Annotated in this window: 26 protein-coding genes and 1 pseudogene; 12 read left to right on the top strand and 15 right to left on the bottom strand. The window is 69.3% G+C overall.

What is annotated here, in order from left to right; genetic code table 11:
• Positions 1-64: 64 nt before the first annotated feature.
• Complete coding sequence (locus tag ACLJQF_RS44500; RefSeq protein ID WP_410616361.1) at positions 65-457, top strand: SCO5389 family protein; 393 nt, start codon at positions 65-67, stop codon at positions 455-457.
• Here ACLJQF_RS44500 and ACLJQF_RS44495 read toward each other — a convergent pair.
• The 4 genes from ACLJQF_RS44495 to ACLJQF_RS44480 are packed head-to-tail and all read right to left on the bottom strand — an operon-like array spanning position 426 to position 3,137.
• Complete coding sequence (locus tag ACLJQF_RS44495) at positions 426-1,415, bottom strand: LLM class flavin-dependent oxidoreductase (protein ID WP_410616360.1); 990 nt, start codon at positions 1,413-1,415, stop codon at positions 426-428. The genes ACLJQF_RS44500 and ACLJQF_RS44495 overlap by 32 nt on opposite strands.
• On the bottom strand, positions 1,412-1,906 hold the full coding sequence (locus ACLJQF_RS44490) for a protein phosphatase (RefSeq protein ID WP_410616359.1): 495 nt from the start codon (positions 1,904-1,906) through the stop codon (positions 1,412-1,414). Before ACLJQF_RS44490 ends, ACLJQF_RS44495 begins: the two co-directional genes overlap by 4 nt.
• 53 nt (positions 1,907-1,959) lie before the next feature.
• Positions 1,960-2,115, bottom strand: a complete 156-nt coding sequence (locus tag ACLJQF_RS44485) for a hypothetical protein (protein WP_410616358.1) — start codon at positions 2,113-2,115, stop codon at positions 1,960-1,962.
• Positions 2,115-3,137: a class E sortase gene (locus tag ACLJQF_RS44480; protein WP_410616416.1), complete on the bottom strand. Its 1,023-nt coding sequence runs from the start codon at positions 3,135-3,137 to the stop codon at positions 2,115-2,117. The genes ACLJQF_RS44485 and ACLJQF_RS44480 overlap by 1 nt, the downstream gene beginning before the upstream one ends.
• A 243-nt stretch (positions 3,138-3,380) precedes the next feature.
• On the opposite strand from ACLJQF_RS44480, the gene crgA reads away from it, so the two are divergent.
• On the top strand, positions 3,381-3,647 hold the full coding sequence (crgA, locus tag ACLJQF_RS44475; RefSeq protein ID WP_348952508.1) for a cell division protein CrgA: 267 nt from the start codon (positions 3,381-3,383) through the stop codon (positions 3,645-3,647).
• 112 nt (positions 3,648-3,759) lie between these two features.
• Complete coding sequence (locus ACLJQF_RS44470) at positions 3,760-4,143, top strand: PH domain-containing protein (protein WP_410616357.1); 384 nt, start codon at positions 3,760-3,762, stop codon at positions 4,141-4,143.
• Here ACLJQF_RS44470 and ACLJQF_RS44465 read toward each other — a convergent pair.
• Both ACLJQF_RS44465 and ACLJQF_RS44460 read right to left on the bottom strand, forming a co-directional pair.
• Complete coding sequence (locus ACLJQF_RS44465) at positions 4,128-5,090, bottom strand: rhomboid family intramembrane serine protease (protein ID WP_410616356.1); 963 nt, start codon at positions 5,088-5,090, stop codon at positions 4,128-4,130. The two genes, ACLJQF_RS44470 and ACLJQF_RS44465, sit on opposite strands and share 16 nt — an antisense overlap.
• 38 nt (positions 5,091-5,128) lie before the next feature.
• Positions 5,129-5,647, bottom strand: coding sequence for a peptidylprolyl isomerase (locus ACLJQF_RS44460; RefSeq protein ID WP_410616355.1), 519 nt, complete (start codon positions 5,645-5,647; stop codon positions 5,129-5,131).
• 89 nt (positions 5,648-5,736) lie between these two features.
• Between ACLJQF_RS44460 and ACLJQF_RS44455 the strand changes: the two genes are divergently transcribed.
• Entirely contained in the window at positions 5,737-6,273 is a 537-nt protein-coding gene (locus tag ACLJQF_RS44455) for a hypothetical protein (RefSeq protein WP_410616354.1), read from the top strand.
• Positions 6,274-6,337: 64 nt separating this feature from the next.
• Here ACLJQF_RS44455 and ACLJQF_RS44450 read toward each other — a convergent pair whose 3' ends face one another.
• Positions 6,338-6,790: a DUF6918 family protein gene (locus tag ACLJQF_RS44450; protein WP_410616353.1), complete on the bottom strand. Its 453-nt coding sequence runs from the start codon at positions 6,788-6,790 to the stop codon at positions 6,338-6,340.
• Between the two features lie 146 nt (positions 6,791-6,936).
• Positions 6,937-7,467 (bottom strand): DUF2020 domain-containing protein, encoded by a 531-nt coding sequence (locus tag ACLJQF_RS44445; protein WP_410616352.1) that lies wholly within the window; start codon positions 7,465-7,467, stop codon positions 6,937-6,939.
• Positions 7,468-7,549: 82 nt separating this feature from the next.
• Here ACLJQF_RS44445 and ACLJQF_RS44440 point away from each other — a divergent pair, with 82 nt between their 5' ends.
• The 3 genes from ACLJQF_RS44440 to ACLJQF_RS44430 are packed head-to-tail and all read left to right on the top strand — an operon-like array spanning position 7,550 to position 10,288.
• Positions 7,550-8,200 carry a hypothetical protein gene (locus ACLJQF_RS44440; RefSeq protein ID WP_410616351.1) on the top strand — a complete coding sequence of 217 codons (651 nt, stop codon included), beginning with the start codon at positions 7,550-7,552 and terminating at the stop codon, positions 8,198-8,200.
• Between the two features lies 1 nt (position 8,201).
• The gene (locus ACLJQF_RS44435) at positions 8,202-8,840 is read left to right on the top strand and encodes a pyridoxal 5'-phosphate synthase (RefSeq protein ID WP_410616350.1); all 639 of its coding nucleotides are present in this window, start codon (positions 8,202-8,204) and stop codon (positions 8,838-8,840) included.
• Between the two features lie 56 nt (positions 8,841-8,896).
• Complete coding sequence (locus ACLJQF_RS44430; protein WP_410616349.1) at positions 8,897-10,288, top strand: alpha/beta fold hydrolase; 1,392 nt, start codon at positions 8,897-8,899, stop codon at positions 10,286-10,288.
• Here ACLJQF_RS44430 and ACLJQF_RS44425 read toward each other — a convergent pair.
• Together ACLJQF_RS44425 and ACLJQF_RS44420 are read right to left on the bottom strand one after the other, a co-directional pair.
• Entirely contained in the window at positions 10,272-10,616 is a 345-nt protein-coding gene (locus ACLJQF_RS44425; RefSeq protein ID WP_410616348.1) for a lipoyl protein ligase domain-containing protein, read from the bottom strand. The genes ACLJQF_RS44430 and ACLJQF_RS44425 overlap by 17 nt on opposite strands.
• Positions 10,617-10,807: 191 nt before the next feature.
• Positions 10,808-12,020, bottom strand: a pseudogene (locus ACLJQF_RS44420) (cytochrome P450).
• A gap of 98 nt (positions 12,021-12,118) precedes the next feature.
• Here ACLJQF_RS44420 and ACLJQF_RS44415 point away from each other — a divergent pair.
• Positions 12,119-15,223: a BTAD domain-containing putative transcriptional regulator gene (locus ACLJQF_RS44415; protein ID WP_410616347.1), complete on the top strand. Its 3,105-nt coding sequence runs from the start codon at positions 12,119-12,121 to the stop codon at positions 15,221-15,223.
• Here the strand turns inward: ACLJQF_RS44415 and ACLJQF_RS44410 are convergent.
• The 4 genes from ACLJQF_RS44410 to ACLJQF_RS44395 all read right to left on the bottom strand — a co-directional run bounded on the left by ACLJQF_RS44410 (position 15,207) and on the right by ACLJQF_RS44395 (position 18,976).
• Positions 15,207-15,950, bottom strand: coding sequence for an ABC transporter permease (locus tag ACLJQF_RS44410; RefSeq protein ID WP_410616346.1), 744 nt, complete (start codon positions 15,948-15,950; stop codon positions 15,207-15,209). The two genes, ACLJQF_RS44415 and ACLJQF_RS44410, sit on opposite strands and share 17 nt — an antisense overlap.
• Complete coding sequence (locus ACLJQF_RS44405; RefSeq protein WP_410616345.1) at positions 15,947-16,882, bottom strand: ATP-binding cassette domain-containing protein; 936 nt, start codon at positions 16,880-16,882, stop codon at positions 15,947-15,949. The genes ACLJQF_RS44410 and ACLJQF_RS44405 overlap by 4 nt, the downstream gene beginning before the upstream one ends.
• A 270-nt stretch (positions 16,883-17,152) precedes the next feature.
• Positions 17,153-18,097, bottom strand: coding sequence for a zinc-binding dehydrogenase (locus ACLJQF_RS44400; RefSeq protein WP_410616344.1), 945 nt, complete (start codon positions 18,095-18,097; stop codon positions 17,153-17,155).
• Positions 18,098-18,130: 33 nt separating this feature from the next.
• Entirely contained in the window at positions 18,131-18,976 is an 846-nt protein-coding gene (locus ACLJQF_RS44395) for an LLM class F420-dependent oxidoreductase (protein WP_410616343.1), read from the bottom strand.
• Between the two features lie 90 nt (positions 18,977-19,066).
• Here ACLJQF_RS44395 and ACLJQF_RS44390 point away from each other — a divergent pair, with 90 nt between their 5' ends.
• From ACLJQF_RS44390 to ACLJQF_RS44375, 4 genes are all read left to right on the top strand, one after another.
• Complete coding sequence (locus ACLJQF_RS44390; protein ID WP_410616342.1) at positions 19,067-19,981, top strand: LysR family transcriptional regulator; 915 nt, start codon at positions 19,067-19,069, stop codon at positions 19,979-19,981.
• 494 nt (positions 19,982-20,475) lie between these two features.
• A complete protein-coding gene (locus ACLJQF_RS44385) occupies positions 20,476-22,386 on the top strand; it encodes a hypothetical protein (RefSeq protein ID WP_410616341.1) in 1,911 nt (636 codons plus the stop codon).
• 1,666 nt (positions 22,387-24,052) lie between these two features.
• Positions 24,053-24,412, top strand: a complete 360-nt coding sequence (locus ACLJQF_RS44380) for a hypothetical protein (protein ID WP_410616340.1) — start codon at positions 24,053-24,055, stop codon at positions 24,410-24,412.
• A 9-nt stretch (positions 24,413-24,421) separates the two neighbouring features.
• On the top strand, positions 24,422-24,622 hold the full coding sequence (locus ACLJQF_RS44375; protein ID WP_410616339.1) for a hypothetical protein: 201 nt from the start codon (positions 24,422-24,424) through the stop codon (positions 24,620-24,622).
• Between the two features lie 315 nt (positions 24,623-24,937).
• Here ACLJQF_RS44375 and ACLJQF_RS44370 read toward each other — a convergent pair.
• Positions 24,938-25,129 (bottom strand): IS3 family transposase (locus tag ACLJQF_RS44370; protein ID WP_410616338.1); only part of this gene is annotated, 192 nt, incomplete at its 5' end.

Here is a 25,129-nt window from a genome sequence, read left to right as displayed (position 1 = left end):
TCTCTTGTGGCGGGGCCACCCGGCCGGTAGCCAGGACAGTGGCCCTGCTCAAACTGGAGGTTCGATGTCCCTGGACGTGTCACCCGCGTTGCTGGAGAAGGCCGAGCGCGGCGAGGTCACCGACGCCGAGTTCGTCACCTGCGTCAAGGAATCCCTGCCGTACGCCTGGGAGGTCATCACCGGCGTCATCGCCGACGCCGAAGGCACGGCGGACGGTTTCGCCGACAACGAGACGCCACCGCCGAGCGAGGCCGCCCGCGGACAGCTGCTGCGGGCCCTCGCCTCGGACGCGATCCGCGGCGGTCTCGAGCGCCACTTCGGCGTCAAGCTGGCCTTCCAGAACTGCCACCGGGTCGCCGTGTTCAAGAAGTCCGAATTGGACGGTGACCGCTACCGCGCGTTCGTCTCGCCGCGCGGCCAGCTGCTCAACCAGAGCCCGGAACTGCGGGACTGCTAGCCCGCAGCGCGGGCAGCACCTCGGTGCCGATCCGCGCGATGTTCGCGAACGTGCCCTCCGGCGTACCCGACGCTTCCACGAGCATCAGCACGTGGGAGACGCCGGTGCGCCGGAGGCTCGTTTCCAGCGTCCGGACGCAGTGGCCGGCCTCCCCGATCGGGTGAATGGCGCAGAGCCGTTCGGTGTACGCCCGCGGATCGCGGCCGGGGCCGGGCCGTCCGTCGACCGTGACGTGCGCACCGAGCCCGTCCGCCAGCCACCCGGGCAGGGCTTTCCGGACGACTTCGGCATCGCCCACCTGGCAGAGCACGGTCGAGACGTGGTTCGCGGGCTTCCCGTAGGCCGCGACCGTGGCGGCTTTCTCCTCGTCGTCCGCGTGCAGGCCGAGCAGCAACGGCAGGTCCCGTTCCGCGGCCTGCCGGACCGCAGCCGACTCCGGCCCGCCGCACGCCACCACGACGTCCGGCCGCCGTTCCGGCAGGGGAACCACGGGCACCTCCCGGAAGGCGAAGTGCCTCCCCCGGGCTCCGACGCGGCCGGTGGTGGCGCGCAGGAAGACGTCGAGGGACTCCTCGAAGCCGGTCTCGAAGCGGTCCAGCCCGGTGCCGAAGACCTCCAGGTCCTGCCACGGACCTCCGCGCCCGACGCCGAGCCGCAGCCGTCCCCCGGAAACGGCGTCGAGCATCGCCCACTGCTCGGCCAGCGCGACGGGGTGCGTCGTCGACAGAACGCTCACCGCGGTGCCGACGCCGATCCGCGACGTCCGCCCGAGCACGTGCGCGGCAAGGGTGATCGCGGACGGGCAGACGCCGTAGGGCATGAAGTGGTGCTCGGCGAACCAGACGTCGTCGAAGCCGGCTTCTTCGGCCAGCTCGGCCGCGCGGACCGACCGGCGGAGGACGTCGCCGTCCGCCTGGCCGGGGAAGCGGCCGCTGACCAGGAAGACGCCGAACCTCAAGCGTCCAGCCCGGCGAGCAGGCGCGCGGTCGGCAGCCCGGTCTCGAGGTACTGGACGAAGAGTTCGTTGCTCAACGCCCACGGTGAGCGCCGCTGCCGGACCCGCTCGATCGCGGCCGGCACGCCGAGCCCGAGTTCGACGAGCGTCTGCGCGACGACGAGGCCGGACCGGTTGAGCCCGGCGTGGCAGCGCACGAGCGTCCGCCGGCCCGCGCGGACCGCCTCGGCCGCCAGCCCGGCGAACCGCTCGACGTCGGCGAGCTGCGCCGCGGTCAGCGGCCCGTCCGGCATCTCGGCGAAGTGGTGTTCGATGTCCGGCGGCGGTCCGTGACCTTCGCGCTCGTAGAGGCTCAGCACGAGGTCGAACTCGCGCCGCACGACGACCGGCTCCGCGCCCGCGCGGACGTGCCCGCCCATCCACAGCAGCGGCCCGACCTCGTTCCACGGGTCTTCCGGCGGCCGGTTGGACCGGTCCTTCTGGCGCGTCTTCACGGCGCCCCCTCTCCCGAGAGGGGCAACGGATCGCACGCCCGGCGGGTTCCGGCTCAGTTGACCGCGACCTCGTTGAACCACAGCCGCGGCTCCAGCCACGGGAACACCACGAACATCAGCAGCGCGATCACGCCGAGCACCAGCACGACCGCGATCGTCAGCTTCGCCGCGAACGGGCCGGGGAGCTTCTGCCAGATCCAGGCGTACATCAGGCCTCCCCGATCTTCGAAAGCAGGTCGCCGTAGTTCTTGACCTGGTCCTTCGGCACCTGCTGGGTCAGCACCGACGTGATGATGAGCCGCTCCTTGGCGGAGAACTGGGGGTGGCAGGTGGTGAGCGTGAGCAGCGCGGCCTGCTGGGCCTTCGGGAGCACGTCGGCGCCCTTGTACGGGACCGGGTTCACCGCGGTGCCCTGGCTGGGCAGCACGACCTTGCGGCCGAAGGTCTCGCTGTACGCGCCACCCTCCTCGGCGTTCTGGTCGCGCAGGGTGGAAACGCCCTTGCACTTGGGGTCGGCGCCCTTGCCGGTGGCCCAGTCCGTCATCTCGTCGTCGTAGGGCAGGACCTTGTAGATGTAGAAGTCGGTGGAGGTTTCGATCACGATCTGGTCACAGGAGGAGAGGTTGTCCAGGTCGTTGAACGGGGCGCCCTTGCCGACGCGGTGGCCGGCGACGGCGAAGTTGCCGGGCTCGCCGGGCAGCGCCGTGCCCTTGTAGTGGCCGGGGCCGACTTCGAGGGCGGCGTCGTCGGTGCCTTCCTGGATGGTGAAGTTGTAGTCGACGCCGAAGGTCGGGATGTGGATGCGGGCGAACGCCTTGCCGTCGATCAGCTCGGGGTGCAGCGTGCGGTCGTGCGCCCACTCGCCGTCGAGCTGGTCGCTCGCCTCGGACTGCTTGCCCGCCGAGAACAGGTCGGTCACGTAGAGCTCGTAGACCATGAACAGCAGCACGACCAGGCCCAGCGTGATGAGGACTTCGCCGGCCGTCCGGATCGCGACGCCACCCTTGCCGAGCGGGGCCGCGGCGGGCTTCTCCTTGGTCGCGGCGCCCCCCTTCCCGACCGGGGCGAAGACGACGGTCTCCTCGGCCGCGCCGGGCGGCGGGGGCGGGCTCGCGTAGCGGCGGGCCGGCGGCCCCTGCGGACGCCGCGGCGGCTGGCCCTGAGGGCCGCGCTGGGGCGGTGGGGGCGGCACTTGGCCGCGCGGGGGTGTGACGGGACGGCGCTGCGGCATGGGCGGCTGTCCGGGGTGTCTGCGCCGGTCGTCATCCGGTCCTTCGCGCGTAGCCACGCAAGCTCCTCTCAAGCCGCGTCGAACCCTGGGTGACCCCGTTGTCACGGTCCGGGAAATCCGACCACTCCTGGCCGCTGCTTTCCTGCGGTCGTTTACGTTAACGTGTGCACGTGGCGCCGGTTGCGCACCCTCAGCGGGACATCGCCACCAGACGAGCCCGAAGAGCACCGCGAGGAACACACGATGCCCAAGTCCAAGGTCCGCAAGAAGACCGCTTACACCCCGCCTGCCGACCGGCGCACGCCGGTGAAGGTGCGGGCGGCCGGCCCCACCGGCCTCGCCTGGAAGATCCCCATGTTCGGGTTGATGCTCCTGGGCCTGATCTGGCTCCTGGTCAATTACATCGCCGGGGACAAGATCTCCTGGATGGCCGACCTGGGCAACTGGAACTTCGCCGGTGGGTTCGCGCTGATGATCGCGGGTCTGCTCATGACCATGCGCTGGCGTTGATTGTTACTCCGATCGGCGGCTTGACGTCGAATTACAGCGTTGTGACTCATCCCCAGTGTGGATAACCCCTGTGGATAACTACCCCACCTCCTGGGCACCCCGGCAGGCCGTTGTGGTATCGGCATGGGCGGTCACCGCGCTGCTACTGACCGGCGTGGTGACCGACGCGCTGACCGGCGACCGCGGCGGCCTGGTGCTGTTCGCCCTGGCGGCCGCCGCCGTCGGCGCGTTCGCCGCGCACGCCACCTTGGTGCGGCCCCGCCTGGCCGCCGACGCCGAGGGCCTGGTGGCCCGGACGCTGGGCGGCACGCACCGGCTGCCGTGGGCGCAGACGCGCACCCGGCTCCGCACGACGCGGCGGATGGGCCGCGACGGCGTCACGCTCGAAATCGAGCACGACGAGCAGCTGTACGTCTTCGGGTGGCTCGACCTCGGCGAGGACCCGCGGGACGTCCTGGACGTCCTCAGCGCGCTGCGCGGTCAGCGGCAGGTGTAGTAGAGCCCCTCCGGGTACCGGAGGAACGCGCAGTTCGTCGTGGGATCGGCCTGCACGCCGCGGTAGACCATCAGGCCGAGGAGCGCGACGACGATGATCCCGATGCCGATGGCCTGCCACTGCGCCTGCTTGACCTGCGGCGCGTAGAGCAGCGCGACGGTGACCAGCGCGCCGGTCACCAGGCCGCCGATGTGCCCGAAGATCGAGATGCCCTGGATGCCGAAGGTGATGAAGGCGTTCAGCGCCAGCGTGATGATCAGGCCGGTGGGGTTCAAGCGCAGCTTCAGCACCGTGACGCCGTACGCGCCCATCAGGCCGAACAGCGCCCCGGACGCGCCCGCCGTGCCCGGAACGCCGATGGGGTCGCTGAACAGCAGCACCGCCGTGGAAGCGCCGAGCATGGAGACGAAGTAGAGCGCGAGGAAGCGGCCTCGCCCGCAGACCTGCTCCAGGGCACGGCCCATCATCCACAGCGAGAACATGTTGACCGCGAGGTGGATCGGCCCGTAGTGCAGGAACCCGTTGGTCAGGACCCGCCACCACTCACTGTCGCCCATGGTCGCGTTGCCGTAGAGGGCGCCGTGCTGGAAGAACGACGACTGGTCGTTGGCGGTGAGGCTCTGGGCCTGGAAGACCGTGAAGAGGAAGACCAGGACGTTCACCGCGAGGATGACCTGGGTGACGAGCACCGACTGCGAGAGCCGCGCGCCGAAGACGGTGCGCTGGCCGAGGCCGGCTTCCTGGTACCCGCGGTGCTGACGGCGCTGCTCCTGGCCGCCGGCGTGCACGCAGTCGGTGCACTGGAAGCCGACGGGGGCTTCGCGGAGGCAATCCGGGCACGCCGGACGCCCGCACCGGGAACAGCTCAGTCCGGTCGGGCGGTTCGGGTGCCACCAGCACCCGGGCAGCGCGGCTTGTTCGACGGCGGGGTTCGGCGGTTGGTTCACGATGGCACCAACCTACCGAAACCCACGCGCAGAGGCCGTCAGTGCTCGATCGAAACCTTCTCGATGACGACGTCGGTCAGCGGGCGGTCCGCCGGCCCCGTCGAGGTACGAGCGATGGCGTCGACGACGTTGCGCGACTCCTGGTCGGCCACCTCGCCGAAGATCGTGTGCCGGAAGTTCAGGTGGGTGGTCGGCGCCACGGTGATGAAGAACTGCGAGCCGTTCGTGCCGGGCCCGGCGTTGGCCATGGCCAGCAGGTACGGCTTGCTGAACTGCAGCTCCGGGTGGAACTCGTCGCCGAACTTGTAGCCGGGGCCGCCGCGGCCGGTGCCGGTCGGGTCGCCGCCCTGCAGCATGAAGCCGTCGATGACCCGGTGGAAGATCGACCCGTCGTAGAAGGGGCCGGAGTCCGTACCAGCAGCGTTCGGCTGGGTGTACTCCTTGGTGCCCTCCGCGAGCCCGACGAAGTTCGCGACCGTCTTCGGCGCGTGGTCCGGGAGCAGGTTCAGGTGGATGTCGCCCTGGTTGGTGTGCAGCGTAGCTTTCACGTACTTCATCGTGCCATCTGCGGCGGGCGGCGCAGAAAAGGGGCACGATAGGTTACGGGTAACAGAGCAGTGTCAAAACGAATGATGAGGTGAAGCCCATGTCCCGGGCGACAGCCCAGGCCGTCGAGACCGCCGACAAACTCGTCACCGAGGGTGTCAAGCAGGGGCGGCGCGCGCAGAAGAAGCTCGCGAAGAAGACGGAACTGACCCGCAAGGAGCTCAAGAAGAGCTCGAAGGCCGCTCGCCAGGAGGCGCTCGCGCGCCTGTCCGAGCTGCGCAAGCCGGGTCGCAAGGCGAAGAAGGCCGCCATCAAGGCCGCGAAGGCGGCCGGCGACTCGAAGCGCCGCGGCAAGAAGGACTTCAAGGCGGCGAAGAAGGACTTCTACGCCGCTGTGTCCGAGGCCAAGTCGGCTGCCAAGGGCACCCGCAGCCGTCGCAAGTGGCCGTGGCTGCTGGGCCTGGTCGTGGTCGGCGCAGGCGCCGCCTACGCCCTCCGCTCGAAGCAGGAGCCGCCGGTCGCGCCCGCGCCGCCGAAGGCCACCCCGCCCGCGCCGAAGCCCGCCGAACCGGCGAAGCCGAGCGCGCAGGCGAACGGCAAGGCGCCGTCCGCGGCGCCCGCCGAAAAGAAGAACTGAACAAGACGCGAAGAGGCCCCCGGGGGTGCAGCCGGGGGCCTCTTCAGTCGTGCTTGGGAACCGATCAGACGGCAGCGGCGTGCTTGTCGATCAGCTGGCCGAGCCGCGGCAGCGCCTCTTCGACGTTCTTCTTACCGTTCGGGCGCAGCTTGCTGTAAACCTTCTTGATGCTGTCGCGGCCGCTCTTCTCCGCGCGCGTGTCGGTGACGTTCAGCAGCGCGTCGGAGGCCTCGTCCGAGCGGCTGGTCAGGTAGGCGCCGAAGTCATTGCCGCCCTGGGCGCGGTAGTCGCCGTAGAACGGCTCGAGCGCGGAAGCGAAGTCCGGCAGCAGCGTGTCGACGGCCGAGGGGATGATGCCCGGCTTGATCTTCTTGACCGCGGCGAAGCCGGTCTTCACGACGGCACCCGAAACGCCGCCCTTGTCCGAGACCTCGGCGTCGACGAGGGTCTCGAAGTCGGAGACGACAGCCGGGCGACGGCCGGAGTCGAGCAGGATTTCCTTGAGGGTGTCAGCCACGAATCTTGTCCTTTGTCGTTGCAGAGTTGGTGCCCCGCCCCGGGGTGGGGATCCCCGATGGCTGCGGTGCGCGAGTCCACGAAGCCTGCGCGTGACGCACAGCGTAATACAAGATCAACATCACTCACCCGTGTGGAGGTCACTACCTAGAGCTTCAGGGCAGCGATAGCCTTCTTGACCACTGTGCGTGCCTTGACGCTCTGCTTCTGGTTCGTGGCCGCGATGACCGCCACGGCCCCCTTCGCGACCGCGTAGACGGCGCCGTCGTCGGTCGACAAATACCCTCCCTTCCAGCCGGAAGGGTCGCTCGCCGGGTTGGACGAGTCGAGCGGCGCCGCCTTGTTGACCAGCGCCGTCGCCGTCTTTTCGTCCCCGACGTACACCCGGACGGTGAGCTGGACCTTCCCGTCCGGGCGGTAGAAGAAGCACGCAGGGTGTGGCTGGTCGGCGGACACGCGCACCTTGGACACGTGCTGGCCGTTCGACTCGGCCACGAATTCGCTGCCGAGGTACGGGCAGTCCTCCGTCGCACCCGGTTGCGGGTCCGGCGGCAGGCCGGCGCCCGCGGCGGTGGATGCGGACGCGGTCGGGCCGGGGACCGCGGTGCCGGTCACGATGGTGGCGCTGCAGCCGGCCAGCAAGGCCACGGCGGGCGCGAGAAGTACGAGTCGTCGCATAGCGCGCACAGTCAACCACGAGGCATGTGTGAAAACTGCTGGCTGACGACGGCGTGACCACCGGACGTGCGACGATGACCCCGTGCTCACCCCCGAGCAGTACCTCGGCGCGATGGCCGAGCGCATCCAGCGGGCCGGCGGCCGGCTGAACACCGTGCAGATCGGACCAGCCACGGCCGTCGTCGGGCTGTTCACCGAGTCGGTCATGCTCTCGACGATGAACTACTGCGTGGTCGCGGCCGCCGTTCCCGAGGTCACCGCGGCCGCGCTCTACGACTTCACCGGCCGCGCCACCCAGCACGCCCGCGCGAACCTGACCGGCACCATGGGCTGGACGGCGGCATCCGTCGTGATCGCCGGGCTCGTCGGCGGCCGTGTGTACCCGGACGCCGCGCAGGCCGCGTCGGCGAAGTCGGGCAACCAGTTCGGCGGCGAGACGCGGATGGTCGCGGTGGACCTCTCGGCCGGCCAGCTGTACGCGTTCGTCGGCGGCAAGTTCTGGGGCGCCGCGGTCCAGGGTTCGGTCAACGCCAAGCTGACGTACTGCTTCCCGCAGCCCGCCGAGGTCTACCAGCAGGTCCAGTGGCAGCAGGCGCAACAGCAACCGCAGCACCCGATGCCCGCCCCGGCGCCGCAGGTGCCGCCCCCGCCGTACGCCGGCCCGGCCGGCCCGCAGCCGCCGGTCTACCCACCGCCCGGGCATGCACCCCACCAGGGTCCGTACGGTTATTGACATGGTGCAGTTGCGCGGCTGGCCGTCGTTCCCCGAAGACCTCCCCGGGTTCACGCCGGAAACGGCGCCGCCGGACCCGCAGGCGCTGTTCCTCGAGTGGCTGTCCGAAGCCGGCGAGCACGTGCTGGCGCCGCACGCGGTCACCCTGTCCACCGTGGATGCCGATGGCGCACCCGACGCACGCGTGGTGATCCTCAAGGACGTCGGGTCCGGCGGCTGGGCCGTCGCGACCAGCTCGGAAAGCCCGAAGGGCCGGCAGCTGAGCAAGGACCCGCGCGCGGCGTTGACGTTCTTCTGGCCCGGTCGCGGCCGCCAGGTCCGGCTGCGCGGCCCGGTCTCCCCCGCCACGCCCGAGGTGTCCGCGGCGGACTTCCTCGCCCGGCCGCCGGCGTCCCGCGTCGAGGCGTTCATCGGCCACCAGTCGCAGGTGCTGCCCGATCCGGCGGAGCTCGACGTGGCAGCCGCGGAGGCGCACCGCTGGGTCGAGGAGAACCCGGGGGTGGCCCCCGAAACCTGGACGCGATACCTGGTGGACCCGGACGAAGTCGAGTTCTGGCAGGCCAGTCACGACCGGCGGCACGTGCGCCTGCGGTACCGGAAGTCCGGCGGCGGCTGGGTCCGCGAGCGCCTCTGGCCGTGACCGGCCGCCCTTTCGGGGGTATGCGGGTTCCGCGCGGGTGTGCGCATGATGCACGCATGCGCTCGAAGATGCTGACCGCCGGGCTGGTCCTGGCGCTGACCGCCGCACTCGGGGGTGTGGCCGCGGCCGACGCGCGTCCTGGGGGACGACCGAAGCTGGCGGATCCGCACCCGTGCCCGGGACAGCCGGGCTTCACGTGCTCGATCCTGACCGTCCCGCTCGACCGCACCGGCCGCGTGCCGGGCACGCTCGACCTGCCCGTGGCGACCGCGGACAACGCGGACGCGCCCAAGGGCGTCCTGCTGTTCCTCACCGGCGGCCCCGGCCAGGGCGGCGTCGGCACCATCACGAGGATCGCCAAGCAGCGGCTGCCGGAAGTCGCGAAGGACTACCGGATCGTCATGCTCGACCAGCGCGGCACCGGGCCGTCGGGCGCGTTGCGGTGTCCCGGCCTGCAGGCGGAGGTGGGCAGCTCGGACATCGCGACGCCGTCGGTCGGCGCGGTGCAGGAGTGCGCGCGCATCCTCGGTGACACGGCGCCCCTGTATTCGACCGACCAGAGCGTGGCGGACTTCGACCAGCTCCGGCAGGCACTGGGCGTGCCGAAGCTGGTCGTCGACGGCGTTTCGTACGGCTCCTTCACGGCGGCGCGGTACGCGATCGCACACCCGGATCGCGTCAGCAAGGTCATCCTCGATTCGGTGCTGCCGCACCACGCGACGGCGTCGGCTTCGCTGTACCTGACGGGCTTGACGGCCGAGGCCCGCGTGCTGCGCGCGGCGTGCGCGGTGGCCCCGGCCTGCGGCTACGACCCGGCCGAGGACCTGGCGTGGGTGATCCGCCACCGCGGCACGGCTGATGGCGTGCGGATCTTCGACACGATCGTGTCGTACGAGTTCGCCGACCCGACGTACCGCAACCCCTCGGCGGGCGACATCATCGGCGCGCTGCACGAAGCCCGCGGCGGCACCCCGGCCCGCTTGGACGGCCTCCTGGAGGCGTACCGGTCCGGCGGCGACGACCCGGCGGCGTTCAGCGCCGGCCTCCACGCGGCCACGCTGTGCGCGGACGGCCGGTTCCCGTGGGGCTCCGCGGCGACACCGCTCGCGCTCCGCCGTCCGCTGCTGTCGCTGGCCTCCCACGCGCTCCCGGAGTCGGCGACCTGGCCGTACACGACCGGCGTGGCGACGCAGCAGGGGTTCATCCAGAGCTGCCTGCCGTGGCCGGCGGAACACCCGGCCTCGAACCCGGCCGGCTCGTTGCCCGACGTCCCGGTGCTGCTGCTCAACGGCGACCGCGACCTGTCGACGCCGTTGGAGTGGGCGCGCGAGGAAGCGGCCCAGGCCCCGCGTGGCGAGCTGGTGATCGTGCCCGGCGAGTCGCATTCGATCCAGAACCGCGAGCGCGGCCACGCGGGGCGGGACGCGGTGATCAGCTTCCTGCGGTGAGGGCGCCGAAGACCGCGTCCCGCACTTCGGCATCGGACGGTGTCTCTCGCCGTTGTTCGACGGCGAGCTCGGCGAGGGACACCATGGTGACGTCGGCGAGGCCGCACGCGGTGAAGCGGTGGAAGGCCGCCATGTCCGGATCGACGTTGAGCGCGAAGCCGTGGCTGGTGACGCCCCGGCGGATCCGCATCCCGATCGAGGCGACCTTGCGGTGGTCCGGCGTCCAGACGCCGGCGAGGCTGGACGCGCCCTTCGGCGTATCCCGCCGGACGGCCGGGAAGCCGAGGCTCCCGAGGGCGTCCACCAGGCCGTTTTCCAGCCACCGCACGATGTCGACGGGTCCTCGGGCCGGGTACGCGGCCCGTAGGTGACGATCGGCGGGTGGCTCAGCAGGAAGAGCCGGTCCTCGGCCAGGCCCTGCCGGCGCTCCTCCACCCAAGTGCTCATCTCGGCGAGAGCTTGGTGGTAACCGACCTCACCGAGGTCGACGCGCTTGATCGGCCATCCCACGAAACCAAGCTACGCCCACGTGACCGGCAGCTCGTGGACGCCGTAGATGTTCATGTCCGTGCGCAGCTTCACGTCCCCGGCCGGCACCGCGAGCGCCAGGGTCGGGAAGCGGCGCAGCAGCCCCTCGAACCCGGCGCGCATCTCGATGCGGGCCAGTTGCTGGCCGAGGCACTGGTGGATGCCGTGGCCGAAGGACAGCAGGCCGCGGGCGTTGCGGTGGATGTCCAGCGTGTCCGGGTTTTTCGAAGCGCCGGGGGTCGTGGTTGGCGGCCAGCAGCGAGACCACGACCGTCGAGCCCTTGGTGATCGTTTCGCCGCCGAGCTCGAGGTCCTCCGTGGCGTAGCGGAAGAAGATGTCGGCCACGGACAGGTAGCGCAGCAGTTCCTCCACCGCGCCGGGCAGCAGTTCCGCGTCGGCGCGGAGCTCGGCGACCTGCTCGGGGTGCTCCAGCAGGGCGAACGTGCCCAAGGACAGCATGTTGGCCGTCGTCTCGTGGCCCGCGAGGAGCAGCAGGAACGCCGCGCCGGTCAGCTCTTCGATGGTCAGGTCGTCGTGGCGGGCCAGGTCGGACAGGATGTCCTCGCCGGGCTCGGCGCGCTTGCTCGTGACCAGTTCGGTCAGGTACGTGTTCAGCGCGATGTACGCGCCCATCTTCTCTTCGAGAGTCTGCTCCCGGACCATGAACTGCGCCGAGTTGGCCTGGAAGGTGTCCCGGTCCGCGTAGGGCACGCCGAGCAGCTCGCAGATCACCAGCGAGGGCACCGGGAGCGCGAAATCCTTGACCAGGTCGACCGGCGGGGCGAGCCGCGCGAGGTGGTCCAGCTGCCGCTCGACGACGTCGGCGATGTGCTCCTCCAGCTGCTTCATCCGCTTGACGGTGAACGCGCCGGTGAGCTTGCGGCGCAGCCGGCCGTGGTCCGGCGGGTCCATCGCGATGAACATGCCCGGCATCGGCGGCGACGGCTCGGTGCCACCGGGCATGCCCGTCTCGTACGGCACGTGGATCACGTCAAGGTCCAGGCGGGAGCTGAACCGGGTGTCCGCCATCAGCTGCCGGACCTCTTCGTAGCCGGTCACGAGCCAGCCCTCGTGCCCGTCGGGGAAGATCAGCGGGCTGACCGGGCGGACGTCGCGCAGCCGGGTGAGCGCGCTCGGCGGGTCGAAGGGTCCTGCGTCGCGGTCCATGGGGAGTCCGTGCGGGACGTCGGCCGTCTGGCTCATCGGCTTTCCTTTCGTGGGTGTGCCGACGACGATCGCCGAGCGGGCTGACACGGGCCTGACACGCCTCGGACACCGCCATTCGTGGCAAGATCGGCCGCGTGCAGATCGGGATCCTGGGGCCCTTCGAAGTGCGCACGGACGACGGCGTGCTCGCCGATGTGCCGGGCGCCCGCCTGCGGGGGCTGCTGGTCGCCCTCGCGCTCGAGCCGGGCCAGGTGGTCCCGAAGGCGACGCTCGTCGACTGGATCTGGGGTGAACAGCCGCCCGCCGAGGCACCGAACGCGTTGCAACGCCTGGTTTCCCGGCTGCGGAAGGCACTGCCGGAGGGCTCGGTCGACGGCCGGCCGACCGGCTACCGGCTGGTGGTGGCGCCCGACGACGTCGACGCCGTGCGGTTCGAACGCCTCGTCGGCCAGGCCCGCAAGGACGACGATCCGCGGCGGCTGCGCGAGGCCCTCGCGCTCTGGCGCGGTTCGGCCATGCAGGACGTCGAACTGCCGGAAAGCGGGGCGTTCGAAGCCGCGGTCACCCGGCTCGAAGGGTTGCGCCTGGCCGCCTTGGAGGACCGGTTCGACGCGGAGGTCCGGCTCGGCGGCGGTGCGGAGCTGGTCACCGAGCTGACCGACCTGGTCGCCGCGCACCCGATGCGGGAACGGCTCGTCGCCGCGTCGATGCGCGCACTCGTCGCGACCGGCCGGGACACCGAGGCGCTGCTCGTCTACGAGCGCACCCGGGAAACCCTGGCCGACTCCCTCGGCGTCGACCCGTCGCCGGAGCTGTCCGAGGTGCACGTCGCGCTGTTGCGCGGCGAGCTCGGACGGCGGGAGGAAACCCGGAAGACGAACCTGCGGGCCGAGCTGACCAGCTTCGTCGGCAAGGACGCCGACGTCGCCGCGGTCGGCGAGCTCATCGCCGAACACCGGCTCACCACCCTGATCGGGCCGGGCGGTTCGGGAAAGACCAGGCAGGCCACGGAAACCGCGCGCACGCTGCTCGGCGACTTCCCGGACGGTGCGTGGCTGGTCGAGCTGGCGGGGACCGGCCCCGGCGACGACGTGGCCCAGGCGACGCTCGGCGCGCTCAAGCTGCGGGACTCGCTCGTCGGCGAGGCACCGGACGCGGAGCCGACGGACCGGGTCGTCGCCGCCCTGCGCGAGCGTTCGATGCTGCTGATCCTCGACAACTGCGAGCACGTCATCGAGTCCGCGGCGGCGTTCGCGCACCGGGTGCTCGGGGAGTGCCGCCGGCTGCGGATCCTCGCGACCAGCCGGGAACCGCTCGGCATCACCGGGGAGGCGCTGTGGCAGGTCGCGCCCCTGGTCCTACCCCCGGAGAACGCGGATCCGGCCGAGATCGAGGCCGCTCCGGCCGTCCGGCTGCTGCGGGACCGGGCCGGCGCGGTGCGCAAGGACCTCACGGCGGACGCCCGCACCCTGGCCCGCGTCTGCCGGGCGCTGGACGGGATGCCGCTGGCCATCGAACTCGCCGCGGCCCGCCTGCGCACGATGTCGCTCGACCAGCTCGCGCACCGGCTCGACGACCGGTTCCGCCTGCTGACCGGCGGCAGCCGGACCGCGCTCCCACGGCACCGCACCCTGCGCGCGGTGATCGACTGGAGCTGGGAGCTGCTCTCCGACGCCGAGCGCGTCGTGCTGCGCCGGCTCTCGGTGTTCGCCGGCGGGGCGAGCCTGGAGGCGGCCGAGCGGGTCTGCGGCGACGACTCGGCCGATGTCCTCGACCTGCTGACCTCGTTGACCGAGAAGTCGCTGGTGGTCGTCGTCGGCGAGCGCTACCGCATGCTCGGCACGATCAAGGAGTACGCCGAACAGCGGCTCGCCGAGGCCGGCGAGACGGACGTGGCCAGGCGGGCCCATCTGGCGTACTTCACCGAGCTCGTCGAGACCGCGGAGCCGCACCTGCGCCGCGCCGAGCAGCTGACGTGGCTCGCCACGCTCGAAGCGGAGCACGACAACATCACCGCGGCGATGCGCGGAGCGCTCGCGGCGGGCGAAGCGGCCGAGGCGATGCGGCTCGCGGCGAGCGCCGGCTGGTACTGGTGGCTCGCCGGGCACCGGGCGGAAGGCAACGAGCTGGTCATGGCGGCCACGGCCGTGCCCGGCGAGGTGCCGGACGAGATCCGCGGCTTGGTCTACACGTTCGTCGTCCAGTTCGTGACGGCCGGGCAGCAGAGCGACGAGTACCGGGCGGAGGACTGGATCCGCAAGGCGCACGAAATCAGCCTGCGGGTCGAGCACCCGAGGCTGGCGTTGCGCTTCGCGGGTGCGTTGGAACGCCTCCTGCACGGACCGGACGCGGCGCTGTCGGCGTTCGAACCGCTGCTCGCCGACGAGGACCCGTGGGTGCGCGCGGTGGCCCGGCTGCAGCTGGGCAAGATGCGCATCCAGTTCGGGCACGGCGACCAGGCCGCGGACGCGCTCCTCGAGGCGGCGGTCGCCGAGTTCCGCGCGCTCGGCGAGCGGTGGGGCACGTCGTTCGCCCTCACCGAGCTGGCGGACCGCATCGCCGTGCGCGGCGAGTTCGCCGAAGCGTGCGAGTACTACGAGCAGGCCGTCGAGGTCGTGACCGAGGTCGGCGCCATCGAAGACGTCGTCCGGATGCGGTCGCGGCAGGCCCAGCTGTACTGGCTGCTGGGCGACGAGAAGGCGAGCGCGGCCGCGTTGGCCGGAGCCCAGCGGGCCGCGGAGCGCGTCGCCTGGCCGAACGCACTGGCCGAGCTGGCGCTGGCCAAGGCGGAGCTCGCGCGCTGGAGCGGCGACCCCGTCCAGGCCCGCCGCCAGCTCGAAGTCGCGACGACGATGCTGAGCGAAGACGCCCATCGCGCGAACGTCCAGGCCCTGGTCCGGGACCTGCTCGGTTACCTCGCCGAGGACGTCGGCGAAGCCCGCGCCCACCGCAAGGCGGCGTTCGACGCGGCGGCCGAGAGGGGGCACCCGCTCATGATCGCGCAGGTCCTCATCGGACTCGCGGACCTGGCGCTGCGCACCGGGCAGGACGAACAGGCCGCGCGGTTGCTCGGTGCGAGCGCGGCCGTCCGGGGCCTGCCGGACCGGTCGAACCCGGATCTGCCCCGGATCGAGGAGAGCGCACGACGTCGCCTCGGTGACGAGGGGTTCACCGAGGCGACGCGGGCGGGGGCGGAGGCGAGCTGGCCGGAGCTGGCCGCGGTCACGCTCGCTTCTTGAAGGTGGCCGACGCCCACAGGTAGCCGACGACGGCGATCCCGGTGCACCAGGCCAGCGCGGCGATCAGCGTGCCGGTGGCCGGCGCCCCGTTGAGCAGCCCGCGCAGGGTTTCGATGATCGGCGTGAAGGGCTGGTACTCGGCGAATTGCTTGAGGCCGGGGCCCATCTTGTCCGCCGGCACGATCGCACTGCTGAAGAACGGCAGCATGACCAGCGGCACCGACGCCAGGCCGGCCGTTTCCGGCGATTTCGCCGCCAGCCCCAGCGCGATCGTCAGCCAGCCGGTGGCGAACCCGAGCAGCACGACGACGCCGAGCGCGCCGAGCCAGTCGAGAAAGCCCGCCGCCGGGGCGAAGCCCAGCAGGAAGGCGACACCGAGGAGAGCCGCGATGGCGACCAGGTTGGTCAGCACGCTGGCGACGACGTGCCCGGTCAGCACCGCGCCGCGCGAGACGTCCATGACCTTGAAGCGGTTGATGATGCCCTTGGTCATGTCGGAGTTCACCGCGGTCGCGGTGGCTCCCAGCCCGTAGCAGACGGCCAGCAGCATCAGGCCCGGCGTCGCGTAGTCGACGTAGTTCACGCCGACGCTGAACGCGTCGCCGAACATGTAGACGAACATCAGCATGACCACGACCGGCATCAGGATCGCGTTGAACACCGACATCGGGTTCCGGGCGATGTGCTTGAAGTTGCGGCGCAGCATCACGATCGAGTGGGAGTTCATTTCGCGGGAACCTCCGTGGCGTGGCCCGTCAGGGCGAGGAAGACGTCGTCGAGATCGGGGGTGTGGACGGAGAGCTCTTCGGCGCTGAGCGCGTATTCGTCGAGTCTGTCCAAAAGGGAACGGAGCGATTTCGTGCCGCCGTCACTGGGCACGCGCAGGGCCAAGGCCTCGTCGTCCCGGGTGGCGTCGGTGAGGATTCGCGCGGCCGCGTCGAGCTCGGTGGCGGTGGTGAACCGGAGCTGGACGTGGGTGCCGGGAATCCGGCGCTTCAGTTCGCCGGCGGTGCCCTGGGCGACGAGGCGGCCCTGGTCGAGCACGGCGATGCGGTCGGCGAGCTGATCGGCTTCTTCGAGGTATTGCGTGGTGAGGAAGATGGTGCCGCCATCGGCGACGAGATCGCGGATGATGGCCCACATCGTCCGCCGGCTGCGCGGGTCCAGGCCGGTCGTCGGTTCGTCGAGGAAAATGATCCGCGGACGGCCGACGAGCGTCATGGCGAGGTCGAGCTTCCGCCGCATGCCCCCGGAGTAGGTCGACGCGGGTTTGTGCGCCGCCTCGGTGAGTTCGAAGCGCTCCAGCAGCTCGCCAACGGTCTTCTTGCCCCCGCCGGCCCGGTTCAGGTCGACCATCAGCTGCAGGTTTTCCTGCCCGGTAAGAAGTTCGTCCACGGCGGCGAACTGCCCGGTGACCCCGATCGCCGCCCGCACGGCCTTGGCTTCGGTGGCAACGTCATGCCCGGCGACGCGGACGGTGCCGCCGTCGGCCTTGGTCAGCGTGGTGAGGACGTTGACGGTCGTGGTCTTGCCGGCGCCGTTGGGGCCGAGCAGGGAGAAGATGGTGCCGGCTTCGACTTCGAGGTCGACGCCGTCGAGGACGGTTTTGCCTTGGTAGGCCTTCCGCAGTCCGGAGGCCGTGATCGCCAGGTCTGTCATGAGAACCACTGTCGAGGGGTGACCTGACACCGGCCTGACACGGACCTGACCCGCCCCCCCGCGCGGGTGCGGGTCAGTGGGTGGTGGAACCCGAGTGCGACGCCGGGAGCCGAATCCATCTCCCAGGGTATCTGGAAAGTCACCATTCACTGATACGGCAGTCCACTTGCCGGTGGAGTTATGTTGCAGGCCTGACGTGGCACAATTAGAACTCTTCGATCTTGGTTGAAGGCCACGAGATCGAAGTCAGGCCAGTCGCGACTCGAAGTTTTACGGGCTGTGCATCACCTGCGTCGTGGTTGAGCCGATGTCGAGGACGGCCTTACCCGCGACGCGGCGTCTCAGGAGTGCGTCGGCTGCTTCCGATGCGCGGTCCCATGAGCTTCGCCAGCCGATCTGCGGGTCGAGCCGGCTCTCCGCGAGCAGGTCGATGAGGTGCGTGAGGTCCGGGCCGAACGGCTGACGGACGATGAACGGTTCGAGTCGCTTGTCACTGCCTCGCACGCGTTCTCGCTCGAAGTCGATAGTGGTCGGCTCACGGGATGCCTGTCCGATGCTCAGCGCGACACCGCCATCGCCGAGGAGGGCGAACCCTTCGGCCAGTTGACGTCCTCCGACATTGTCGAGCAGGCCGAAAACGGGTTCGGTGACGCTGCCGAGGCCGACGACGACCTCCGCTGCGCCGAGTTCGTCCAGCCCCTCACCCCGTGCCGGGCTGCCGACCGATGCGATGACGTGCGCTCCGCCGAGCGCGGCGAGTTGCACGGCGAACCGGCCCACCCCGCCGGAAGCGCCAGTGATGAGCACACGACGATCATCCACGGGTCCCAGCCGACGCAGCGCCTGGAGTGCGGTAACGCCCGCCGCAGGGAGCGCGCTCGCGGCGCCGAAGTCGACGGACTCGGGCACGACGGCGAGATCCGCGGTGTCGACAGCGCGCAGTTCGGCCCACCCGCCCCGGAAATCGAAGGACACGACCCGGGTGCCGACCGGCGGGCCCGACCCGTCCGCCGCCTGCCGGACGACGATCCCCGCCGCGTCGCATCCGGGCACCTCGCCAGGCCGGCGCTGCTGATCCAGGTAAGCGAGTTCACCGAAGTTGAGCGAAACGGCCTGCACGTCGACCAATGCCTGCGCATCCGTCGCGACGGGCGGCTCGGTGTCAGCGAGGCGGAGACCGGCCGGGGCGGCAGGGTCGTGGACCAAGGCGCGCATTCTTTCCTTCGTAGCGTGATAACGCGAGTCGTGTCAGTGCGGCAGGGTGGCGTGGCGTTCCAGGAACCGGGCGACGTCCGACGGGTCCTCCAGCGGGAGTGGATAGACCACGAGGCGGTCCACACCGAGAGCGGCGTAACGCTCAGCCGCGCGGGGCTCTACCGCTACCGGATCGAGCGGCATGTAGCTGATCTCCAGTCGCCCTAGCCGTTCCGGGCGCTCGGCCTCGCTTGCGGCCTGTCGAAGCCCGGCGAGGTGCCGAGGCAGGTCGTCGAGCGTGCCGTTGCCGAACCAGCCATGACCGCGGGCGACCGCACGACGGAACGCGGCGGGGCTGTGACCACCGATCACGATGCGCGGCCCACCCGGCCGCGCCGGGCGCGGATGCGCGTCGACGTCACCGAACGCGACAAACCGGCCCTGGTACGTAGGATTCGACTCGGTCCACAAGGCGGTCATCGCATCGAGGTACTCGTCGGTGCGCCTGCCTCGGTCGGACATCGCGACACCGACCGCACGCATCTCGGGTTCGAGGTAGCCGGCACCGACGCCGACCAGCAGGCGGCCGGCACTGAGCACGTCCAGGCTCGCCACTTGCTTGGCAAGGACAAGCGGGTTGCGTTGCGGCAGGATCACGATCCCGGTCCCGAGTTCCAGCCGCTGGGTAACCGCCGCGACGTAGGACAAGTGCACCAGCGGATCGAGAATCGGGTCGGTCGGCTCCATCGGCGATTCCGCCACTCGCGGGCTCGGCAGCACCACATGCTCGCCCGCCCACCACGACGTATAGCCGAGCTCCTCGGCCAGCCGGGCCAACCGCACTGTCTCGGTCGGACCCAGCGTGGCCTTGGCGTTCAACCCCGACACTCCCAGTTCCATGCTCGGTGCCCTCCTGCCGTCGGTGATCTCGCCTCATCGTCCGACAGCTCGGTGGGAGCCGTCCAAGACATGCGGCTATAGCCTGTGGCTATGGATGTCCATGTCCGAGACCTGCGTTACTTCGTTGCAGTGGCGGAAGAGCTGAGCTTCACCAGGGCAGCCGGCCGGCTGTTCATCGCCCAGCCGTCGTTGAGCAAGCAGATCCGCCAGCTGGAGACCTCGCTGCGAGCCACGCTCTTCGAACGGGACCATCGCACCGTCGCGCTGACCTCGGCCGGCGCGGCTCTGCTCCCGCGGGCCCGGCAGATCATCGAGCAGTGGGCGCTTGCGCAGCGCGCGATCTCCGATGCGGTCGCGGCGCAGCGAACGACCTTGACGGTCGGTTTCCACACCAGGATCGGCCGCGGTCTCATCCCCAGCGTCACCACCAAGATGGCCACTCTGCTGCCAGAATGGAAACTGCTGTTCCGCCAGGTCCCGTGGCGCGACCCCACGGTCGGACTCGCGGGCGGCGAGGTCGACGTGGCCATCGCCTGGCTGCCAGTCCCGGACAACGGCGAGTTCTCCTGGAAGGTCGTCGCCACCGAGGACCGCTGGGTAGCCCTGCCCTCCGGCCACCGTCTCGCCGCACGTGCGGTTGTCCCGTTCGGTGAACTTGCCGATGAGCCATTCATCGCGCTCCCACCAACAGCGGGAACACTGCGCGAGTTCTGGCTGGGAACCGACCATCGAACGAGACCGGCGCGAATCGTTGCGGAGGCCGAAACCGCCGAAGAGGCCATCGAAGCCGTTGGCTCCGGGCTCGGCGTAGTGCTGCTTTCCGCCGGCAACGCTGAGCTTTACCGGCGCGACGACATCACGTACCGCCCCGTCGGCGGGCTGCCACCCGGCGAACTCGCCGTCGTCTGGCGCAACAACGACGACCGTCGCGCCCTGCACATCTTCACTGACGCATGCACGCGGTGCCTCTGCGACCCACAACGCAGCAAGTCGCCCGCTGGATAATGGCGAACCTCGATTGGCCAACGCACGAGTTCGGGTACTGACAACTTGTGGAGCTGAGGGGAATCGAACCCCTGACCCCCGCCTTGCAAAGGTGCGAACCCGTCTTGCGGCTGACCAGCAGAACCGGTATCCCCTGATCACAGCCTTGATCCAACTGAGATTCCCCGTGGTTCCCCGCCCGTCCCTCGCCCAACGGGCACGCCTGGGGCACGCGGGGGCACAAGCGGCTGAAACACGCGCTGGTGGCCACTCGCTGGTGTTTCAGCCGCTTTTCGCTTTTCCCGTGACTACAGAGACATAGAAATAGAGTGGGAAAAGTGTTATCCCCGAGGGTGTCACTCACCTGTCACACCCAAACCCGCAGGTCAGGCAAGGTTGAGTGACAGAGTGACAGGTGTGACAGCCTCGACACCCCAGAGGTGTCACCGACCTGAAGTGTCAGGCAAGCTCCGTGGCAGTGTCACATTCCGCAGCATGTCGTCGACTCTGGAGGTGTGGACGAGACTCAGCCCTCACCCGTGCTGACCGACTTGACCGAGCTTGAGCAACAGGTGGTCAATACCGCCCGCCGTGGGCAAGTCGCCATGCCCGCCACCACGAGGACGGTGGAGGAGCTGGCGGTCACCGACGATCCCGAACTGCAGGTAAGAGCCGACCTGCTCCGTGAACTGCTTCGCGGCCTACACGGTGACCTCGATCCCCTCGGGATCCGGATCGAGGGGGTGCGGGTCGTCGGAGAGCTTGACCTCGATCAAGTCACTGCGGTTACGGGCCTGAACCTGTACCAGTGTGCGCTCCCGGAAGGCATCGTTTGCCGATCTGCGCGCCTTAGCGGGCTTAGTCTCAATCGCAGCTTGCTGGCCTATCTGGCCGCCGACAGCCTCCGCACCGACAGCAGCCTGTCCATGGACGACGCCACCATCACCGGCACCGGAGAATACGGCGCGATCCAGCTACTCGACGCCCACATCGGCGGCCAACTCAACCTCGTTAGAACCACTATCACCAACACCACCGGCCCCGCGCTGGTCGCCGACAACCTCCGCACCGACAGCAGCCTGTCCATGGACGACGCCACCATCACCGGCACCGGAGAATACGGCGCGATCCAGCTACTCGACGCCCACATCGGCGGCCAACTCAACGTCGTTAGAACTACTATCACCAACACCACCGGCCCCGCGCTGGTCGCCGACGGCCTCCGCACCGACAGCAGCCTGAACATCGACGACGCCACCATCACCGGCACCGGAGAACACAGCGCGATCCAGCTACGCGACGCCCACATCGGCGGCCAACTCAACGTCGTTAGAACCACTATCACCAACACCACCGGCCCCGCGCTGGTCGCCGACAACCTCCGCACCGACGGCAGCCTGTCCATGGACGAAGCCACCATTACCGGCACCGGAGAATACGGCGCGATCCGGCTGGTCGGCGCCCACATCGGCGGCGAACTCAACGTCGTTAGAACCACTATCACCAACACCACCGGCCCCGCAGTGAACGCCGACGGCCTCCGCACCGACAGCAGCCTGAACATCGACGACGCCACCATCACCGGCACCGGAGAACACAGCGCGATCCGGCTGGTCGGCGCCCACATCGGCGGCCAAGCAGCCCTGCTGGCGTCCAGCCTGGACAACAGCTCAGGCCCGCTCCTGAGCATGCATGAGGCGCAGGTCACCGGGGCGTTGCTGCTCCAGCCGACGATGGTGTGCCCAGCCGGCCATGCAGGGATGAGCCGCCGTGGTTGCTCGGATAGCGGCCGCACCATCACAGCCCAGGGATTGACCTACCCCATGCTGCGGGAGATCTCGTGGCGTCAATGGCTGCACCTGCTGGTTCACCACACCCCCAAATACTGGCCCCAACCCTTCCAGCAGCTCGCCGCGACCGAGCGCGCCGCCGGCCACGACAACAACGCCCGCGAAGTGCTGATCACCCAGCAGAACGAACTTCGCCGCCGCACCCCTGAGGCTCTGGGCAACCGGCTCGCACGCAGGCGACATGCGCTGTGGGGTTGGCTCGGCCGCTACGGCTACCGCGCCAACCGCCTCGTCACCGCCCTCGCCGTCGTCCTCACCCTCGCCGCCGCACTCAGTCTGCTCGCCGGACACGTCACCACCCACCCCAGCCACCACGCCGCCGAACGCGTCCCACCCACCAGCGCCAAACCCGACAACCCCGGCACACCCTGCTCCCCCGTCGAACTCATCGGCCTCGGCATCGACCGCGGACTCCCCCTCGGCACCACCGGCATCCGCACCCACTGCGACCTCGACACCACCACCGGCTGGGGCCAAACCTTCACCGCCGCCCTCTGGGTGCTCCAAGCCCTCCTCTGGGGCCTGGCCACCCTCGCCATCGCCGCCTACACCGGCCTCGTCCGCAAACCCACCTGACCACCGCGGCCGTATTCAGGGCTGGCCGGACCCGATGGTTATGCGCCCGCTGAGCGCCTCGGATGTCTCCGTTACGCATCTGGGGATGCAGCGAGACGCATGACTTGGACCACGATCCAAGCTAAATCCAACGAAGGTGACGCGTTGACCAGCGTAAATGCTCCGGGTACCGCTACCTCCCCGAGACGCATAACGACGCACGGAGACGCACCCAGATGCAGCGAGACGTAGCGTGATGTGGTTACACTGCTGTACACCGCTGTACAGGCGCGGAGAACGCCCCTGCTGAGCTGCAACTCAGCAGAGACGTCTCCCTAGTGCCGGCAGGTGGTTAGCGGGTGAGGTGCAGGTACTCCGCAAGCAATCGGACTGCACCGCCCAGGAGGTTCAGGATTGGGCCAAGCCAGCGGACTGCGTCCCCTGGCTGCCCTTTCTTTTGCCCGGGCATTTTTCACCCCCTCTGGGCTCGCCTTAGAGGCAAGGCGGATGCCCTCGGGGCCACTGGAGTCCCCGAGTTCGGGGCCTGCCGGTTCTCAGAGAGTACATACAGGGGTAGGGGTCTGCGCGGGACCCCAGATGGCGTGTCACGTTCTCACCCTGCTGAGTAGAGCAGTCACTTAGAGGTACTATGCAGTCATTAACGGAATCCGACCTGGGTGGTCGGGGTGTCACATTCCGTGCGAGGTCACAGCAGGACCGACGTGCATGGGACCGACGTCGACCCGTAGCTGGAAGATGCCAGCGGCCACGAGGATGAGCGCTAGCAGCACCCCGATGAAGATGAGCGCGCGAACCATCGCGCCGGGGGTCGCCATGACACGGCCGGCTAGAACCCACAGCCCGTGCCGTTCATCGTCCCCCCCTCTGACAGGACCGGCTTTCGCGATCTGCCGCCTAGCGTCTTGCGAGGGCTGGTCGCCGTGCGACCCTCGCGATCGACGGGTGTCACGCTTTATGGTCATTGGTGTCGCCCTTCGGTGAAGGTTATGGATGGTCCAACTGGCGAACACGTGCTGTACAGGCTGGTGAGTCGCCAGTCGGTTGTGACGCTCGACTGCCGCCGAAGACGACAACGGTTCGCAACGCGCTAACGCGCCGAACCGATAAGGGCGGCCTCCTCCTGCCAGAGGAGGCCGCCCCACCCGTCTTCAGCCTTCTGCTTCGCTCACAAGCCTATGACTGGATAAACATCCGTCGAGGAGCCCGACGCGCCCCCGTCGACGACCGGTGGTTACCGCGCGACGTACGCCTACCGTTCGCACGTGGAACTAAACGCAGGTGGCCACGAAAGCAGTGAAAAATAGCGCTTTTGGTGCCCCCTTAGTGTTCGTGGGGGCACCGTGATCTGACGTGACTTGGCATGACATGACGTGACACGGCATGACATGACGTGACCCACGTTAGCCGTTGGACAACGAGCAACCGGCTACTCTGCGTCATCTCTCAACACGCACGCTTCGCCGCTCTGAACTGCATAAACGACCGCTCATCGCCTGCGATCCGCCGCTTGTCGTCCCGGTCGTCAGGTCAAAGGTCGACTGCACAACCTGGCGGCCCGGCAGCCGCAACCTCAAGGTTGCCGAAGTCGAACACATGTTCTACATTCGGCTGCACGTTGGGCGGATAGAGGACGTGTCTGCCCGGCTCCGGCACGAAGGAGCACGTCATGGTCACGAAGTATGAGCGCCAGCTCAAGCGCGCCGAGGTCGCGAAGCGGATGCGGAAGCACGCCGACGAGGTGCACGCCGTCGGCTCGCGGACGCCGTTCTGGCGTCTCGACGACACTAGTGACGAGATCATGATCCGCGACCTCGACGGCTCGCCGCTGATCACCTTCCAGGGAATCCATGCGGCGGAGATGGCCGGCTGGTTCAAGCTGGTAGGCCGACGAACAACCGGCATGGCGTTGGCCGAGCTGATCCGCGCATCCAGCGGCAGCGCGGAAGAGATCCCAGGACGAGACGCGGCTCTCCGACTCCTCCAAGAGATGGGGCTCGAAGAGAAGCCGACCCGGTACCGGCGCTGAGGTACGCGAATGGACACCCCCGACCTGACGAACGCCACCACCTACGTCGTCGCTGGCCAGCCCAACGCCGTCGACCGCTGGCACGTCCTGCCCGACATGACCGTGATCTACGAGCGCCGCCCCGGCGAGTTCGAGGAAGCCCGCGTGCTCACCGCCACCACCCTTCGCGACCAGCCCCTGTGGACCGAGGTTCCGAAACCTACGGCGTAGCAGCCTGCCGTTTCGTGGCGCACCCCGCTATACAGGCGGACATGGCCGGTAGACGGTGATCAACAGACCTTCGCCGTGCTGACGCTGCAGGGTGAGCATGCCAAGCTGAGGACCAGGGTTCGGAGTCGGTGTGGAGTCTACGACGCTGGAAAGTCCAGGTGACAAGCGTCCACCTGGACGACGTCCGGCCTCGTGCCCGACTGAGACGCCGACCCCGGCAGCCACAGATTGTTGATGTAGTCGAACCGGTCGCGCACCCGCGCGGCGAGCGTTCGGGTCTGCCCAGAGTTTGGTTGACACCGGAGCTGACTGTTTTCAGGCCGCAGCTGCGGTCGTGTAGATGGTCTCAAACTCGACCGGGGTGAGCTTGCCCAGGGTGTGTTGGCGGCGTTTGCGGTGGTACTTCGTCTCGATCCAGGACACGATCGCCAACCGGAGTTCCTCGCGAGTACGCCACCGTCGGGTATCGAGAACGTTCTTCTGCAGCAACGAGAAGAATGATTCCAT

The sequence above is a fragment of the Amycolatopsis sp. lyj-109 genome (assembly GCF_046548995.1).
GTDB lineage: Bacteria > Actinomycetota > Actinomycetes > Mycobacteriales > Pseudonocardiaceae > Amycolatopsis.
The sequence above is the reverse complement of the archived record's forward strand: the minus strand, read 5'-3'. Positions and strand labels throughout refer to the sequence as shown.

Excerpts from the sequence above, each read along its gene's own strand:
- ACLJQF_RS44500 (WP_410616361.1), top strand. The coding sequence starts at position 65 with ATGTCCCTGGACGTGTCACCCGCGTTGCTGGAGAAGGCCGAGCGCGGC.
- ACLJQF_RS44485 (WP_410616358.1), bottom strand. The coding sequence starts at position 2,115 with ATGTACGCCTGGATCTGGCAGAAGCTCCCCGGCCCGTTCGCGGCGAAG.
- ACLJQF_RS44480 (WP_410616416.1), bottom strand. The coding sequence starts at position 3,137 with ATGCCGCAGCGCCGTCCCGTCACACCCCCGCGCGGCCAAGTGCCGCCC.
- crgA (WP_348952508.1), top strand. The coding sequence starts at position 3,381 with ATGCCCAAGTCCAAGGTCCGCAAGAAGACCGCTTACACCCCGCCTGCC.
- ACLJQF_RS44460 (WP_410616355.1), bottom strand. The coding sequence starts at position 5,647 with ATGAAGTACGTGAAAGCTACGCTGCACACCAACCAGGGCGACATCCAC.
- ACLJQF_RS44455 (WP_410616354.1), top strand. The coding sequence starts at position 5,737 with ATGTCCCGGGCGACAGCCCAGGCCGTCGAGACCGCCGACAAACTCGTC.
- ACLJQF_RS44445 (WP_410616352.1), bottom strand. The coding sequence starts at position 7,467 with ATGCGACGACTCGTACTTCTCGCGCCCGCCGTGGCCTTGCTGGCCGGC.
- ACLJQF_RS44435 (WP_410616350.1), top strand. The coding sequence starts at position 8,202 with ATGGTGCAGTTGCGCGGCTGGCCGTCGTTCCCCGAAGACCTCCCCGGG.
- ACLJQF_RS44430 (WP_410616349.1), top strand. The coding sequence starts at position 8,897 with ATGCGCTCGAAGATGCTGACCGCCGGGCTGGTCCTGGCGCTGACCGCC.
- ACLJQF_RS44410 (WP_410616346.1), bottom strand. The coding sequence starts at position 15,950 with ATGAACTCCCACTCGATCGTGATGCTGCGCCGCAACTTCAAGCACATC.
- ACLJQF_RS44405 (WP_410616345.1), bottom strand. The coding sequence starts at position 16,882 with ATGACAGACCTGGCGATCACGGCCTCCGGACTGCGGAAGGCCTACCAA.
- ACLJQF_RS44400 (WP_410616344.1), bottom strand. The coding sequence starts at position 18,097 with ATGCGCGCCTTGGTCCACGACCCTGCCGCCCCGGCCGGTCTCCGCCTC.
- ACLJQF_RS44395 (WP_410616343.1), bottom strand. The coding sequence starts at position 18,976 with ATGGAACTGGGAGTGTCGGGGTTGAACGCCAAGGCCACGCTGGGTCCG.
- ACLJQF_RS44390 (WP_410616342.1), top strand. The coding sequence starts at position 19,067 with ATGGATGTCCATGTCCGAGACCTGCGTTACTTCGTTGCAGTGGCGGAA.
- ACLJQF_RS44380 (WP_410616340.1), top strand. The coding sequence starts at position 24,053 with ATGGTCACGAAGTATGAGCGCCAGCTCAAGCGCGCCGAGGTCGCGAAG.
- ACLJQF_RS44375 (WP_410616339.1), top strand. The coding sequence starts at position 24,422 with ATGGACACCCCCGACCTGACGAACGCCACCACCTACGTCGTCGCTGGC.